The following is a 13,817-nucleotide window of genomic DNA, read 5'->3' as shown; positions in this document are numbered from 1 at the left end:
GCGATTTTTTCAACGAAATGCGCCATGTGCAGCGTCCTTCTGCGCGTCTAAAAGGACGCACGGCGCTGTCATGGCATGGAGAGCGATCATAACGCAGCGGGACACTCGGTCCGGTCACTCATTCGCCGCGGCGCCATCTCTCGGATCGCTCGCCATCACCATTGCCGTCATGTTTGCCGCGCTGTTCTGGCCGGCGGGCACGCTCGACTGGCCGCGCGGGTGGATTTTTCTCGGCCTGTTCCTTGTGCTGACATGTGTCGCGGTCATCTGGATCCGGCGGACGAATCCGGAGCTGTTTGCGGCGCGCAGCCGATACCAGAAGGGTACCAAACCCTGGGATGCCGTGGTGGCGACGCTGACGATCATTCTCTTTGCCGTCATTCTTCCGGTCGGCGCATTCGACGACGGATGGTTCCACTGGGCGCCACAGCCCGATTGGGTCGTCTTTATCGGCTATCTCCTGATGACATTAGGTTATCTTGGCCTGACCTGGGCGCAATCGGCCAACCGGCATTTCGAGCCGACTGTGCGCATTCAGACCGACCGTGACCACAAGGTGATCGACACCGGACCCTACGCCCTAATCCGCCATCCTGGATACGCAACAGCCATCGTGCTCAGCGCCGGCATGGCGCTGTCGCTTGGATCGCTCTACGCGCTGATCCCCGCCTGCCTGCTCGTCATCGTCCTCTTCGGCCGTACGCTCGGCGAGGAGGCCGAACTGCGCAAGGGCCTCGAAGGCTATGCGGACTATATGGTGCGTGTGCGTTGGCGCTGGATTCCAGGCGTGTGGTGAACGCCTTGGCGGGCGCAAAGGGCGCCTGACCACCCGCCTCGCGATCCTATCAACCGATTTGCCTGAGATCCCGCGCGAAGCGTTGCCAGTTGGCGACGTAGTTTTTTGCCGAGTGGCGGATGGCTTCGATTGCCGCCTCATCGAGCACGCGTACCGCGCGGGCAGGTGTTCCGACGATCAGGGAGTTGTCGGGGAAATCCTTGCCTTCGGTCACCAGCGCATTGGCGCCGACGAGGCAGTTGTTGCCGATCTTCGCACCGTTCAGGATGGTCGCACCCATGCCGATCAGCGTGTTGTCGCCGATGGTGCAGCCGTGGAGGATGGCGTGATGGCCGATGGTGCAGTCTTTGCCTATCGTAAGCGGGAAGCCCATGTCGGTATGGGCCATCACGCCTTCCTGGATGTTGGTGCCTTCGCCGACGGTGATCTTCTCGTTGTCACCGCGCAGCACGGCGCCGAACCAGATGCCGACGTTCTCGCCGAGATCAATTTGGCCGATGATGTTGGCATCCGGTGCGATCCAATAGAGGCCGGCGGCGGGCAGTTTCGGTGTCGATCCGCCAAGCGCGTAGACGGGCATTGCTCTCTCCTCAGACGACCTCGACCGATAGCGTGGCGACGCCGTCGATGCCGCAATTGATGCGATCGCCCCTGGCCACCGCGCCGACGCCGGCGGGCGTGCCGGTCATGATGATATCGCCGGGTGCGAGAGTGAAGAGCTTTGACAGTTCGGCGATGATCTCCGGCACCTTCCAGATCATCTGGTTGAGATCGCCGTCCTGCACGCGGCTGCCGTTCTGCTCCAGCCAGATCTTGCCTTCAGCGGGGTGGCCGAGGCGGCTTGCCGGAACGATCGGTGAAACCGGAGCGGAATGTTCGAAGGCCTTGCCGACCTCCCAGGGGCGGCCGAGCTTCTTTGCCTCGCCCTGCAGGTCGCGGCGGGTGAAATCGATGCCGACGGCATAGCCGTAGATGCAGTCGAGCGCGTCCGCGGCCTCGATGTTCGCGCCGCCCGATTTCAGCGCCAGCACGCACTCGACTTCGTAATGCACGTCGTTCGACAGCGGCGGGTAGGGAAAGGCCTTGCCCGCCGGCAGCAGGTTGTCAGCATTCTTCTGGAAGAAGAAGGGCGGCTCGCGGCTGGGATCATGGCCCATCTCGATTGCATGGTCGGCATAATTACGCCCGACGCAATAGACACGGCGCACCGGAAAGCGCTCGTCACTGCCTTCGACCGGCAGCAAAACCGGTGCGGGACGCGGAATGACGGTGGCGGGATGGGGCATGGCGGGTTCTTCCTGTTTGCGAGTCTTGCCCCATCTTAGACGCAAAACATCGCGCCGGGAAAGCCGTCCTAGGCGTCCGGCTTCGGCGCATTGACGCTGTCACCGTCGCGGGTTAACCTTAGCCATGACCAGGACTTTTGCAGTTTCGACGATGTCTACGACCACCGCGCCGCGGTGGGTGGTAGACGCGTGAACTGAATTCCGTTCATTGCTGCTGAACCAACCCGCCGGAAACGAGCGGGTTTTTTGTTCCCGCTCGTCTCCCGTATTCGAGGACGAGATCGTGGACGATATCCAGAAACATGTTCTTGCGGAGCGGGCGCTGGCCGTCGCCCGCCACTGCATCGCCAGCCGCTATCCCAGGGCCGCATTCGCCTATGTCGCCGGCTCCATCATGCGCGGCGAAGGGACCGCCTTTTCGGACATCGATCTGGTCGTCGTGTTCCCGTCCCTCGAAAGAGCATGGCGCGAATCGTTCACTGAAGGCGGTTTCCCGGTCGAGGCCTTCGTCCATGATCCGCAGACGCTGGCGCATTATCTCCATCAGGATGCCGACGGCGGTTATCCCATCATGGCCAACATGGTTGTCACGGGCAGCATATTGGGGCCGGATATCGACAGCGCCCGCGTCATCCAGACAAGGGCGGCAAGGATGCTGGCGGCGGGGCCGAAACCTCTTGCCGGGGCAGACTACGACTTGCTGCGTTATCAGGTCACGGATCTGGCCGACGATCTGCGCGGAACGCGCCCGCCCGAAGAGATCGCCGCCATCGCCGCGCTGCTCTATCAGAAGCTCGCCGACCTGATCCTCCTCGGGCGTGGCGCGTGGGCTGGCCGGGGAAAGTGGGCGCCGCGTCTGATGAGAGAGCTCGACGCGCAATTGGCGACCGAATTCGACGCGGCGTTCAGGCTGGCGGCAGCCGGTGACGGCGCCCGATTTCTGGCTTTGGCCGATCGGGAGCTTGCCTTGCATGGCGGCCGCTATTTCGAGGGATACAGGCAGGATGCGCCCCTGGAAGCGCGCCGCCTGGAATAATTTGGTATCAGTCACATTGCCGCGTTTTGAAAATTGGATGGAAGATGCTTGAGAACGAATTCAAGGGTGCCTTGCAGTCGGCAGTGAGGCGCTCAGCCAGTTTGCGCCTCAGAATTCCCGTGGAAGGGGATATCGATTTCCTGACACGACTTTTTTCGCGCCCGGAATTGGTCGCACACCGACCGGTGCCGCGGCCTGATACACCGGAGGAAAGTGCAGCGAGGCTTGCGCGCGATGTCGGGCATTGGAAGGATCACGGGTTCGGGCGTTGGGCCGTTGAGGCGAACGGTGCGCTGATCGGTTTCGGGGGCGTGACCGTTTCCCAGGAGTTTGATGGCCTCAATCTTTCCTATCATCTGCAACCCGAAAGCTGGGGGCAGGGATATGCCACGGAATTGGTCAGGGAAACCCTGGTGTTTGCCTTCGAAGATCTGCGTGCAGAACGGGTGATCGGGCTGGTTCGCCCCGTCAACTTCGCCTCGAAGCGCATTCTTGAGAAATGTGGCTTCAACTTCGAGCGGGAGGTGATGCTGCATGGCGCGCCGACCAATATGTACGCCTTTGGCAAAACGAGCGGCTCATAAACGAACATCCGTTCGCAATTGTCAGGCGTGATGAGACGTCGTCGCCGGTCATTCCTCGCCGGATTCGGCCAGCGCGTCGCGGACGATCGCGTAATAGGGGGCAAGCTCGGGGATATCGGCGGCGAGCCTGTCGAAGGCGGGGTCGGATGGCGCAAGCGTGCCGGCGTATTTCGCTTGCGTGAAGGCCCGGTGGGCGGCAAGGGCTTCGGCGTCAGCGTCGTGCACGACGGTATAGACAGGCGAGGGCACGGTGCGGCCTTTGACGATGATGCGGTCGAGCTCGACGACGGTGTAGGTGCCGGCGACCAGCCTTGCGGTCTCCTCGCCGAGCAGCAGGGCTACGCCATAATTCTTCGAGGCGCCTTCGAGGCGGGAGGCGAGGTTGACGCTGTCGCCGAGGCAGGAATAGTCGAAGCGGCGGGTCGAGCCCATGTTACCAACGATGCATTCGCCGGTGTTGATGCCGACACCCATCTTCAGCACGTGCGGCCTGCCGCCGCGCTGGGTCGCCTCCCGCTCCAGCTCGCGGTTGAGGCTCGATATCGCCGCCTGCATGGCGAGCGAGGCTCTGACTGCGTGGAGTGCATGGTCGGGATCGTCGAGCGGCGCGTTCCAGAAGGCCATGATGCAGTCGCCCATATATTTGTCGATCGTGCCGCCATGATCCATCACCACGTCGGAAAGCGGCGTCAGCAAGCGGTTGATCAGGCCGGTGAGTTGCTCCGGATCATCCTTCAGCGTCTCGGCGATGGTGGTGAAGCCACGCACATCGGAAAACAACACCGACAGCGTGCGCCGCTCGCCGCCGAGCTTCAGCTGCGAGGGATCGCTCGACAGGCGCCTGACGAGATCGGGCGAGATATATTGGGCAAAGGCGCGGGTGATTTGGCGCTTGTTGCGGCGCTCCTCGGCAAAATCGAAGGCGGCCTGGCCGAAGACGACAGAGATATAGGCGACCGTCGGGCCAAGCGGCGAGACGAAGATATGGGCTAGCCGTATACCGGCGGCACTGACGGCGGCGAAGGCGAGCAGCGCCGCCGCGCTCGTCACGATCGTCAGCCATCCCGTCGAGCGCCAGACGGTGGTGGCGGCAAGCAGCACCGATATCAGGATGCAGGCAGCGACCGTCGGCAGCCGGGCTTCCGCGATCGACAGGCCGCCGCGGATATTGTCGTAGATCGTCGCCTGGATCTCGACGCCGGAGACGAGCTTGCCGGTATGAACGGTGTAGGGCGTCGCAAAGGCATCGACGCCACCCTTGTCGATCGCCGGTGCATTCTGCAGGCTGAGGCCGACCAGCACGACACGGTCCTTGAAATAATTCGGCGGCAGCAGATTCTTCGGGTCGAGCGCCTGGTAGTAGGAGACGGTGGGATAGCTGCGGGCTGGGCCGAGGGACTGGATGAGCCGGCCGGCGGGCAGAGTCTCGGGGGCGACGCCGGCGACCTTGGCCAGCATGGCGGCAAAGCCGTCCTCATAGCCCGGAATACGCCGGAAGGTGCCGTCGCCACTGAGTTCGACGGAGGCGATGCCAGTCACGGCACCTGCCTCGGTCAGCTGCGGCAGCGGTGTCGCACGGATCAGTTGCGAGGCCTGCGGCGTCTCGATCAACGTCTCGTCGCCGGCAAGGACGACATCCGGGCCGACGGCGTTAGTGATCGCGTTGTCGTTCTCCGGGGTCGAGGGTTCGGCCAGGATGATGTCGAGGCCGATGACGCGGGCGCCGGCGGCGCGCAACTGGGTGACGAGCTGGGCATGAAGGCTGCGCGGCCAGGGCCATTGCGCGTTGATATCGGCAAGCGAGGGTTCGTCGATCGCGACGATGACGGGTCCGCCGGGTGGCGGACGGGGATCGTCGACGGTCGAGAGATAGTCGAAGCTTCTGAGCTCCAGCAGTGACCAGGCGGGCAGGCGCGACAGCAGCGAGATGGCGATCAGCGTCGTCAGCGACAGCGCCAGCAGCCTGAGATGGCGGCTCCTGATCTGCCTGGCCTGCCGAGGCTTGTCCCGCACCCGCATCAGAAGCGGACTTTGAGCGTGCCCTTGAAGGCGCGACCCCAGCCGGACACGCCGGGCGTTATTTCGAAATCCTCGTCGAGCAGGTTATAGGCGGCCGCCTCCAGCGCGATGCGCTTGTCGAACGGTTCCCAGATCAGGTGGGCGTCGAGGCTCCAATAGTCGTCGAGCTTGGCGCCGAGATCGTCGCCATCGCGTTCGCCGATATAATTGGCCGCCAAGGTTGCCTTGACCTTCGCCTCGTTGACCCAGGTCAGCGCGATCTGGCCGGAGTTCGCAGGGATGTAGGGCAGGGAGCCGCCGTAGTTCGGCTCCAGCGGATCCTTGTTCTCCGATTCCATATAGGCATAGGTGGCGGAAAGGCCGAAACCGTTGCCGAGCGCGATATTGGCGGTGACGGCGGCGCGGTCGATGCTGCCGCGCGACAGCGGCAGGCTGTCGACGGCCGGCAGGGCGATCAGCGGCAGGTCGATCGAGAAATCATGCAACTCCTGGTGCTGGTATTCGACCGAGGTGAAGAAGCGATCGGTCCACTCGGCATCCCATTGCAGCGCCGCCGTATCGGCATAGCCATCGACGCCCACCGAATACTGGTTGGCCTGCAAACCGAGGATGCCAACCGGGGCAAGAGTGGGTACGCCGGCGTCGAGGCTCTGGCGCATGAAAGCGGCGCGCAGCCAATGGTTCTGGACGGGCGACCAGGCAAGGCCGAAGCGCGGCTCGAACCGGCTGACATCGACGCCATCGCCTTCCATTCGCGTGCCGAAGAGAGCATATTCGCCCTTGAGATTGGGCGTGATCTCGTGCAGCACGTCTATATAAGCGCGGCCGATATTGACGCGGTTGCTGAATGTATCCGGGCCGCTAGTCGTCTCGGGGACGACCAGGAAGCGCGGAAAGAGTTCATGAAGGCGAGAGAAGGTGGTCGTGCTGGCATCGATCCAGCCGCCTTCGATGCCGTACCGCCAGGTGAGCGGTCCGCTGCCGATGGAATGGCTGAGAGCGCCGATATAGGTTTTCGAGGACAGCTCCTCGGTGCCGTCCAGGAACGGAATAATGTCGGGGTCACGCAGGCCAAGAACCGGCGCATCGTCGACCTGAAGGGAGGTGGAAGTCCGCGACTTGCTTTCCGAATAGAGGAGGGCGCCGTTCAATATGTTTTCGTAGCTGAAAGTATGACTCCAGCCGAGGCCCGCATTGGTCGTCTCGCTGACATTGCGCCTATAGCTGTATTGCGAAGAGATTTCAGTCGGTACCCCAGCGCCTAGCAGGTTGAGGAAGTCCGTCAGTGCGGAGCCGGCCGATAGCGCGTTCAGCGTGCCATCGTTCTTGGCATGGTTGACATAGGCCACTACGCGATCGTCTGGCGTTACCGTTGCGGTCAGGTAGCCATTGCCGCCGACGATCTTGTTTTCGGTCTCGAAGCCGCCGAAGTCGCGATAATCCCCGTCGAGCGCCAGTTCTTCCCATGTCAGGTTGCCGTAGAAGCTGAGAGGGATCGTCTCGTTGGAGAAGCCCTGGATCTCAGCCTCGCCGATACGCCTGGTATGGCCGTCGACGCTGTTGATGCCGCCGCCGAGTGAGCCTTCGATGAAGGGTGTGCGCAGCAGCGTTGCCGAGCGCGAACGACCGGAAAGCATGTGCGGATCAAGCAGCAAGCCCTGGATAAAGGATGAGTAGCTCGATGCGTTGTTGCGATACTGGATGACATTATCATCGCTGAAGCTCGTCGCGTTGACGAAGGGGAAGATGCTGCCTTTGATCGACTGATCGATATAACCGCTGCCTTCGAAGGGACTGAAGACGGCATCGCCATAATAACGGCCCCACGCGTCCAGGCCCTGCAGGCGGAAGGCGTTGTTCAGCGTCGAGCCGGCATCCTGGTTGGCGCCGAGCGCGCTGTAGTCGCCGCCGCGCGCCCTGGAGCGGCGGAGAAATTCCTGGGCGTTGCGGATCGCGCCGTCGGCGTCGTAGTCGTCGATGTCGACGGCGGTGCGGAAGGAGGAGATGACGGGATCGTTCTTGTCGAGCCTGTCAGCATTGTCGACCGCCTGTGCGGAGGGGATGCGGTCACCCTTTTCGTAATGGGCGGCGGCGAGCATCAACTGTGACTGCGAATGCGCCGGATTGGCGGTGCTGGCTGCCAGCAGGTCCGCCAGCGCCTTGTCGCGTTCGCCGGTCTGCAGGTAGTAGCGGCCGCGGGCGAGGAGAGCGATGTCGTAGGATGGATCGACCGCGAGCGCCGCATCGATCTCGCGCTTGGCATCCTTCATCCTGGACTGGTCGAGATAGAGAATGGCAAGATTGCCGTGGGGAACCGGGTCCTGCGGATCGAGCGCGATCGCCTTCAGGAAGGCCGCCTCGGCCTCGCCATTGGCGTCGCGGGCGCTCTGCAGCAGGCCCATCGAGTTCAACGATCCCGACGCCCCCGGCGCAAGCTCGATGGCGCGGTTCAGATCGGCCAGGGCGCCGTCGATGTCGCTTTCGTAGCTCGCCTTGTAAGACGCACGCGCGGCAAGGGCGATCGGATGGTTCGGATCGAGCGAGAGGGCGCGGTTCACCGCCTCCTGCATCTGGGCGCGGTCATCGATCAGCTGCGCCAGCTGGGCGCGGATCGCGGGCAGGGTGGGATCGTCGGGAAAACGCTTCTCGGCGTCCCTGATTACATCGACAGCGGCGCGCGGGTTTTGCAGAAAGCCGGCGGTGTAGGCCTGCATGATCGCGCCATAGGGGCCGACAGCTGATGACGGCGGCTTTTCGACATGGGCGGGATCGGCAAGCGAACGGGCGAAATAGCCGCCATATTGCGCCATGTTCCGGCGGTTGGCGTCGAGATGCGGCAGTGCTGCCGCAAATAGCCTTGCGGCTTGGTCGTAGCGTTTTTCGGAGCCGGCGATCGTGGCATCGATCAGGTCGACGCGGGCCTTCTGGGCGGTCGTCAGCTTACGGCCCCGAACTTCCTGAAGCGTGGCGGCTGCAACCTGCCGGCCATCGAAGGCGCTCTGCACTTCGGCAAGCACCAGCCAGTCTTCTGTGGTGCGACGCTCCGGCGGCAAAGCCAGCAGCCGGCGGCGCTCTTCGGCCATGCGGCCTGCCGGCAACGGAGAGGTCGGCATCAGCCCGAAGCCGTCGCGGAGGTTCAGGTAGAACAGCATCTGCTCGCGATCGTCCGGCGTGACGATGACGAGCTTGCGCGGCGCCTGGCCGATGGTCGCCACAGCCCCTTCGCCCTCGTTTACCTCGACGCTGCCCTGGGGGTTGGTGAGCGCGACGCGGCCTTCGAGCACGATCATCGAGGTCTTGTCGCCTTCGACTGTCATGGTCCAGTCAGTGCCGCGGATGGCGGCCGCCGCCGCCGGCGTCTCCACCGTCAGGCCCTGGCCGCCGCGCTCGGCGCGCGCCCAGATCGTTCCCGATTGCAGCTCCAGCGTCGTGTCGCCGCTCGCGGCCATCTTCTTGACCTGCAGTGATGAGTTGCGGCCGAGGCGGACCTGAGTGTGATCGGAAAAGACGATGGCGAGCTGGCCGTTGGCATTGGTGCGCAACACGTCGCCTGTCAGGAGATCCTGATTGATGTCGACGACACGCCAGTTCGAGACGTCGATGAAGCGGACTTCCTCGCCGGTCTTGCGGGCGATGACGGAACCGGCGACCGGTGTTGCACGCTGCACGGGGTCAGCCGCCGCCGGTGGCGAAAAGCCCGGCACGACAAATGCAAGCGCCACCCCGGCGCGGCAGATGTTTTTCCAGCGACCCAGCATGACCCCAACCCCCGCTTCCCCTTTGTCCAAGTAGAAAAGAAAAGTCAAGCGTAATGCACACGTGTTCTTGAATTCCACGTGAAGTGTAATATCAGGGAAACACTTATGGATGGAGTATTCTGGTGAGCGAATTCGAGAGTACAGCTGAACTTATGCCAAGCGAACCGTCGACGGGCGACATCGGCGCCGGGTATTTCGATCATATCAAGAAAATCAATGACATATTTTATGATCAGATCAAGATCTCGGACCAGAAGGCCGCTTATATCTTTACTTTCATGCTGGCCTTCCTGGTGAGTTCCAGCGATGTCAGGGCAGTCTTCAGCCTGGCGCGCTACGTGAGCGGGACGCCGGGCAGTATGCTGTTCTCCGGCCTGCTTGCCGCAGCTTCGGTCTTCTCGATCCTGTCGGCGATCCTCGTCGTACTGCCGCGCCATTTGAACAGCTCGACGTCACTGTTCTGGGGCGCTTGGCACGGTCATCGCGACCGGTTCTTCGATGCGGCGCTGCGACGCGACGAGCGCTACCTTTTCGAGCAGTATTTCGAAAACGCCGACATCCTCTCCACCATCGCCCGCAACAAATACCGCTGCGTCACTTTTGCGTTCCGCGGGCTAATGGTGAGTGTGATCGCCTATGTGCTGCTGTTGGTGGTGGCGTGAGCGCGGCACGCCCAGGAAAATCTCCCCTAAGGTGTCTTTGGGGGGCGTCGAAGGGCGAGATGGGCTCCGCCGGGCGCGCCGAAACGCGCCCGGCCGTTTTCATCCCTCGACTTCGAGGATGAGTTCAAGTTCGATCGGCAGGCCTAGAGGCAGGCTGGCGACGCCGAGCGCGACGCGGCCGGAGAGCTTCTCCTCGCCGAAGACCGCAAGCAGCATTTCGGATGCTTCGTCCGCAACCTTTGGGTGGTCGCGGAAATCGCCTTCGGTGGCGATATAGACGCGCTGAAAGCATTGAAGGACACCCTATGGCTTCCTTTGCATTGAAGGCTTCCGATTCCATCACCGAAAATTGAAGCCGTGCGCGCGGGCGAGCATCCTGCGTCGGCCAAGCTGTGTTAGAGTTTGCTGGCTTGGATGGCGCAGGGATTGGATGACCAATGCTGACGACACTTGCGGTGCTTATGGGTCTTACAGGCCTTACCCCGGCCGCGCAGGCGGGCGGAAGCGAGGTTGATGTGACCCTCGTGCTTGCCGTCGACACCTCGCGGTCGATGGATTTCGAGGAGATCGGCATCCAGCGCGAGGGTTATGTCGAGGCGCTCAAGCACAAGGAATTCATCGACGCGGTGAAGGGCGGGCTGACCGGCCGCATCGCCATCAGCTATTTCGAATGGGCAGGCTATGTCGTCCAGGATTCCGTCATCGACTGGCAGGTGATCGAGACGGAAGAGGATGCGATCGCGTTTGCCGACAAGCTCGAAGCAAGGCCAATTGCCACCCAGCGGCGCACATCGATCTCCACCGCGATCGCTCAGGGCGCCAGTATGATCGTTTCCAGTCCTTTTCCGTCGAGGCGACAGGTGATCGATGTTTCCGGCGACGGGCCGAACAATTCCGGCGATCCCGTCACTCCCGCCCGCGACAAGGCGGTGGAAGCCGGCATGATCATCAACGGCCTCGCCATCATGCTGCGGCCCTCCGATGCGCCGAACGGGCTCGACAAATATTATGCGGATTGCGTGATCGGCGGCCCCGGCGCCTTCGTGCTGCCGGTCCGCAAGATCGAGGATTTCGCCGTTGCCGTGCGCCGCAAGCTGGTGCTGGAGATCAGCGACCTAAGCCTGCCGGCGACGGTGCAGAAGATCGCTGGCGCTGAGGCGGGCACTGACTGCCTGATCGGGGAGAAGCAGTGGCGGGACATCTTCGACCGCTGATGCCAGAACAGGATGATTTTAGGCCGGGTCAGCCTAAAATCTCAAATCCTGTCCTGAATTGCAGAGTCAGAGCATGATGTCGTCCGAAAACCGCGCACACTTTTCGGCATCATGCTCTACCGGGTCAGCGCGCCGTAGTTATATCAGTCAGTATTTGGTAAGCGGCAGAGACGCGATCCTCGTTGGGATAGTTTTTATTGGCCAAGATGACGATGCCAACTCGCTCTTCCGGGATGAATGCGACATAGGCGCCGAAACCATTCGTTGAGCCGGTCTTATTGATCCATACATCGTCGCGCGGTTCCATTGCGGGCATCAGTTGCTTGACGGGAGTGGTCTTCAGCATCGCGCTGGAATTGTTGTCCATCAGCGTCGCCGGCGTCGCGGGATAGGAATATTGCTCCCAAATAAGGTCTTGGGTCATCGCGCCGACATCGAAGTATCCCGTGTGCGTGTTCGTGATCGCCTGCTGGAGCTTCTCGTCCAGTTCGACCAGACCCATGTTCGCGTCGATGAACCGGATCATGTCGCCGGCTGTGGATTTCACTCCATAGGCCTCGGACGAAAGAATGGCGGGTGTCATCCGAGCCGGCTCACCGCTTCGCTTGTAGCCTTGGGCATAGTCGGCCATTCGCGATTTCGGCACATCGATAAACGTGCTTTTCAATCCAAGGGAGGGAAACAACTGGTCTTCCATAAGAGCTGCGAAATCTTTGCCCATGCTTTTTGCCGTTATATATCCGAGCGCGCCGATGCTTGGATTGGCGTATGTTCGGTGCGTTCCGGCGGCATATGATGGTTTCCAGCTTGCGAAATACTCCATCAGCTGCTTTTCGGTTTTTACTTCATCGGGAACTTGCAGCGGAAATCCGCCAGCCGTGTGCGTGCCCAAATTCATCAGCACGACATCGCCGAAGGGCCTTCCCTTCAACGACGGAAGATATTTGCTCGCCTTGTCCGACAGCGAAAGTCGGCCGGTGACATCCGCGTAGGAGGTGAGGGTGACTGTAAACGTTTTGCTGATCGATCCCAGTTCGAACATGGTCGCCGGGGTGACGGGCCTGTTGGTGTCCTTCGATTCGACGCCGTAGTTGAAGATGTGGTTCTGTCCGTCAGCGGTGATGGCAACGGCAATGCCCGGAATGCCGTATTTGTCCATGATTGGTTTTATCGTGGCGTCCGAGATGGTTTTCAGTTTCAGTTCGTCAGCTGCAAAGCCACTTGTGGAAATGCATGTCGAGACCAATGCGGCCGATAGAATTCCTATCCAATCACGCTTCATTTCTTCATCCTCTGAAAGCAGCTTCATCAGCAGCGCTAAGGCGCATGAGGACGGCATTTAATGGCACTGTTTTGCGGCAGCAAACGATGATATCTCGGAGGAGATCCAAGAAAATCTAGGGCTAAGATGGTTCGACAATTCCTCCCCTTAAATGGCTTGAGGGCCTTCGAAGCATCGGCGAGACATCTCAGCTTCACCCGGGCCGCGATCGAGCTTTGCGTTACCCAAGCCGCCGTAAGCCAGCAGGTCAAAAGCCTGGAGAAGCGATTGGGGGCTGCGCTTTTTCAGCGCCTCCCAAGAGGCTTGAAAATCACCGCAGAAGGCGAAGCCCTTTTGCCAACCTTGACCAATTCCTTCGATCAGATGGCGATCACGCTGGACCGGATTGAAGCCGGGCAGGTTCGGGAATTGCTGTTCCTGGGCGTGGTGGGAACGTTTGCCGTCGGCTGGTTGTTGCCAAGGCTTTCGGATTTTCAACAGCAGCACCCGTTCATCGATGTGCGCGTTTCGACAAACAATAATCGCGTCGATATCGCCGCCGAGGGACTGGACTTTGCCATTCGCTTCGGCAGTGGCTCCTGGCATGGCACAGAAGCGCTGCGCCTGTTCGAGGCTCCGCTCTCTCCTCTGTGTACGCCCAAATTGGCCGAGCGTTTAAGGTCGCCTTCAGACCTGGTCGAGGCGACGCTTTTGCGGAGCTATAGGGCGGACGAGTGGAGCACCTGGTTTGCGGCAGCGAGCGTTCCGCCGGCGGCGCAGATAAATGCGGGTATCGTATTCGACTCTTCCCTTGCCATGATGGAGGCGGCCCTGCAAGGACTGGGGATCGCCTTGGCGCCGCCGTCGATGTTTTCCAGACATCTGTCATCGGGAGCTATAAAACAGCCTTTTCCTACGACCATATCGTTGGGGAGCTACTGGCTAACCCGGCTGCAATCGAAGCCGCCAACTGCAGCCATGCTCACATTTTCCGATTGGATAACGTCGCAGATGTCTCCCGCATCGCAATGACGGCTTCCGGCGCACCCAATATCCGACTTCGGACCGCGCCGCGGTGGATGGGGCCGGCACGAAGCCGAAATGTTTCTGGAAGCGGATGGCGAAGCGCGAGGCGGACTCGTATCTGACGTCCGGGCGATATGGCCGACGAGATAATCGGTTGACTGCAACAGCGAGATGG

11 protein-coding genes and 1 pseudogene are annotated in these 13,817 nt (G+C 61.5%); 6 read left to right on the top strand and 6 right to left on the bottom strand.

From position 1 onward, the window contains the following. Positions 1-70: 70 nt before the first annotated feature. A complete protein-coding gene (locus RLCC275e_RS13580) occupies positions 71-796 on the top strand; it encodes a methyltransferase family protein (protein WP_033180849.1) in 726 nt (241 codons plus the stop codon). 49 nt (positions 797-845) lie between these two features. Here RLCC275e_RS13580 and RLCC275e_RS13575 read toward each other — a convergent pair whose 3' ends face one another. Then, positions 846-1,376, bottom strand: a complete 531-nt coding sequence (locus tag RLCC275e_RS13575; protein ID WP_033180848.1) for a gamma carbonic anhydrase family protein — start codon at positions 1,374-1,376, stop codon at positions 846-848. A gap of 10 nt (positions 1,377-1,386) precedes the next feature. After that, complete coding sequence (locus RLCC275e_RS13570) at positions 1,387-2,082, bottom strand: fumarylacetoacetate hydrolase family protein (RefSeq protein ID WP_033180847.1); 696 nt, start codon at positions 2,080-2,082, stop codon at positions 1,387-1,389. A 283-nt stretch (positions 2,083-2,365) separates the two neighbouring features. On the opposite strand from RLCC275e_RS13570, the gene RLCC275e_RS13565 reads away from it, so the two are divergent. Further along, positions 2,366-3,118 carry a nucleotidyltransferase domain-containing protein gene (locus tag RLCC275e_RS13565; protein ID WP_033180846.1) on the top strand — a complete coding sequence of 251 codons (753 nt, stop codon included), beginning with the start codon at positions 2,366-2,368 and terminating at the stop codon, positions 3,116-3,118. 44 nt (positions 3,119-3,162) lie between these two features. Further along, positions 3,163-3,702 carry a GNAT family N-acetyltransferase gene (locus RLCC275e_RS13560; protein ID WP_050516807.1) on the top strand — a complete coding sequence of 180 codons (540 nt, stop codon included), beginning with the start codon at positions 3,163-3,165 and terminating at the stop codon, positions 3,700-3,702. A 48-nt stretch (positions 3,703-3,750) separates the two neighbouring features. Here the strand turns inward: RLCC275e_RS13560 and RLCC275e_RS13555 are convergent, their stop codons facing one another. Together RLCC275e_RS13555 and RLCC275e_RS13550 are read right to left on the bottom strand one after the other, a co-directional pair. Beyond that, positions 3,751-5,721 (bottom strand): adenylate/guanylate cyclase domain-containing protein, encoded by a 1,971-nt coding sequence (locus RLCC275e_RS13555; RefSeq protein ID WP_033180845.1) that lies wholly within the window; start codon positions 5,719-5,721, stop codon positions 3,751-3,753. Continuing rightward, a complete protein-coding gene (locus RLCC275e_RS13550) occupies positions 5,721-9,479 on the bottom strand; it encodes a FecR domain-containing protein (protein ID WP_033180844.1) in 3,759 nt (1,252 codons plus the stop codon). The genes RLCC275e_RS13555 and RLCC275e_RS13550 overlap by 1 nt, the downstream gene beginning before the upstream one ends. A 122-nt stretch (positions 9,480-9,601) precedes the next feature. On the opposite strand from RLCC275e_RS13550, the gene RLCC275e_RS13545 reads away from it, so the two are divergent. After that, entirely contained in the window at positions 9,602-10,141 is a 540-nt protein-coding gene (locus RLCC275e_RS13545; protein WP_033180843.1) for a Pycsar system effector family protein, read from the top strand. Positions 10,142-10,240: 99 nt separating this feature from the next. On the opposite strand, the pseudogene RLCC275e_RS13540 reads toward RLCC275e_RS13545, so the two are convergent. Then, a pseudogene (locus tag RLCC275e_RS13540) lies at positions 10,241-10,420 on the bottom strand (RidA family protein); the annotation flags it as partial. 158 nt (positions 10,421-10,578) lie between these two features. Between RLCC275e_RS13540 and RLCC275e_RS13535 the strand changes: the two are divergent. Continuing rightward, entirely contained in the window at positions 10,579-11,355 is a 777-nt protein-coding gene (locus RLCC275e_RS13535) for a DUF1194 domain-containing protein (protein ID WP_033180842.1), read from the top strand. Between the two features lie 124 nt (positions 11,356-11,479). Here RLCC275e_RS13535 and ampC read toward each other — a convergent pair whose 3' ends face one another. After that, on the bottom strand, positions 11,480-12,637 hold the full coding sequence (ampC, locus tag RLCC275e_RS13530) for a class C beta-lactamase (protein WP_033181025.1): 1,158 nt from the start codon (positions 12,635-12,637) through the stop codon (positions 11,480-11,482). A gap of 126 nt (positions 12,638-12,763) precedes the next feature. On the opposite strand from ampC, the gene RLCC275e_RS13525 reads away from it, so the two are divergent. Then, positions 12,764-13,648, top strand: a complete 885-nt coding sequence (locus RLCC275e_RS13525) for a LysR family transcriptional regulator (RefSeq protein WP_130707784.1) — start codon at positions 12,764-12,766, stop codon at positions 13,646-13,648. Positions 13,649-13,817 lie beyond the last annotated feature (169 nt).

Origin of the sequence: Rhizobium brockwellii (genome assembly GCF_000769405.2) — a bacterium.
Taxonomy (GTDB): Bacteria; Pseudomonadota; Alphaproteobacteria; order Rhizobiales; family Rhizobiaceae; genus Rhizobium; species Rhizobium brockwellii.
This window is presented reverse-complemented; position numbering and strand designations above follow the sequence as displayed.

What these genes read in the sequence shown, in the direction of transcription:
- RLCC275e_RS13580 (WP_033180849.1), top strand. Translation starts at nt 71, where the DNA reads ATGGCATGGAGAGCGATCATAACGCAGCGGGACACTCGGTCCGGTCAC.
- RLCC275e_RS13575 (WP_033180848.1), bottom strand. Translation starts at nt 1,376, where the DNA reads ATGCCCGTCTACGCGCTTGGCGGATCGACACCGAAACTGCCCGCCGCC.
- RLCC275e_RS13570 (WP_033180847.1), bottom strand. Translation starts at nt 2,082, where the DNA reads ATGCCCCATCCCGCCACCGTCATTCCGCGTCCCGCACCGGTTTTGCTG.
- RLCC275e_RS13560 (WP_050516807.1), top strand. Translation starts at nt 3,163, where the DNA reads ATGCTTGAGAACGAATTCAAGGGTGCCTTGCAGTCGGCAGTGAGGCGC.
- RLCC275e_RS13555 (WP_033180845.1), bottom strand. Translation starts at nt 5,721, where the DNA reads ATGCGGGTGCGGGACAAGCCTCGGCAGGCCAGGCAGATCAGGAGCCGC.
- RLCC275e_RS13550 (WP_033180844.1), bottom strand. Translation starts at nt 9,479, where the DNA reads ATGCTGGGTCGCTGGAAAAACATCTGCCGCGCCGGGGTGGCGCTTGCA.
- RLCC275e_RS13535 (WP_033180842.1), top strand. Translation starts at nt 10,579, where the DNA reads ATGCTGACGACACTTGCGGTGCTTATGGGTCTTACAGGCCTTACCCCG.
- ampC (WP_033181025.1), bottom strand. Translation starts at nt 12,637, where the DNA reads ATGAAGCGTGATTGGATAGGAATTCTATCGGCCGCATTGGTCTCGACA.
- RLCC275e_RS13525 (WP_130707784.1), top strand. Translation starts at nt 12,764, where the DNA reads ATGGTTCGACAATTCCTCCCCTTAAATGGCTTGAGGGCCTTCGAAGCA.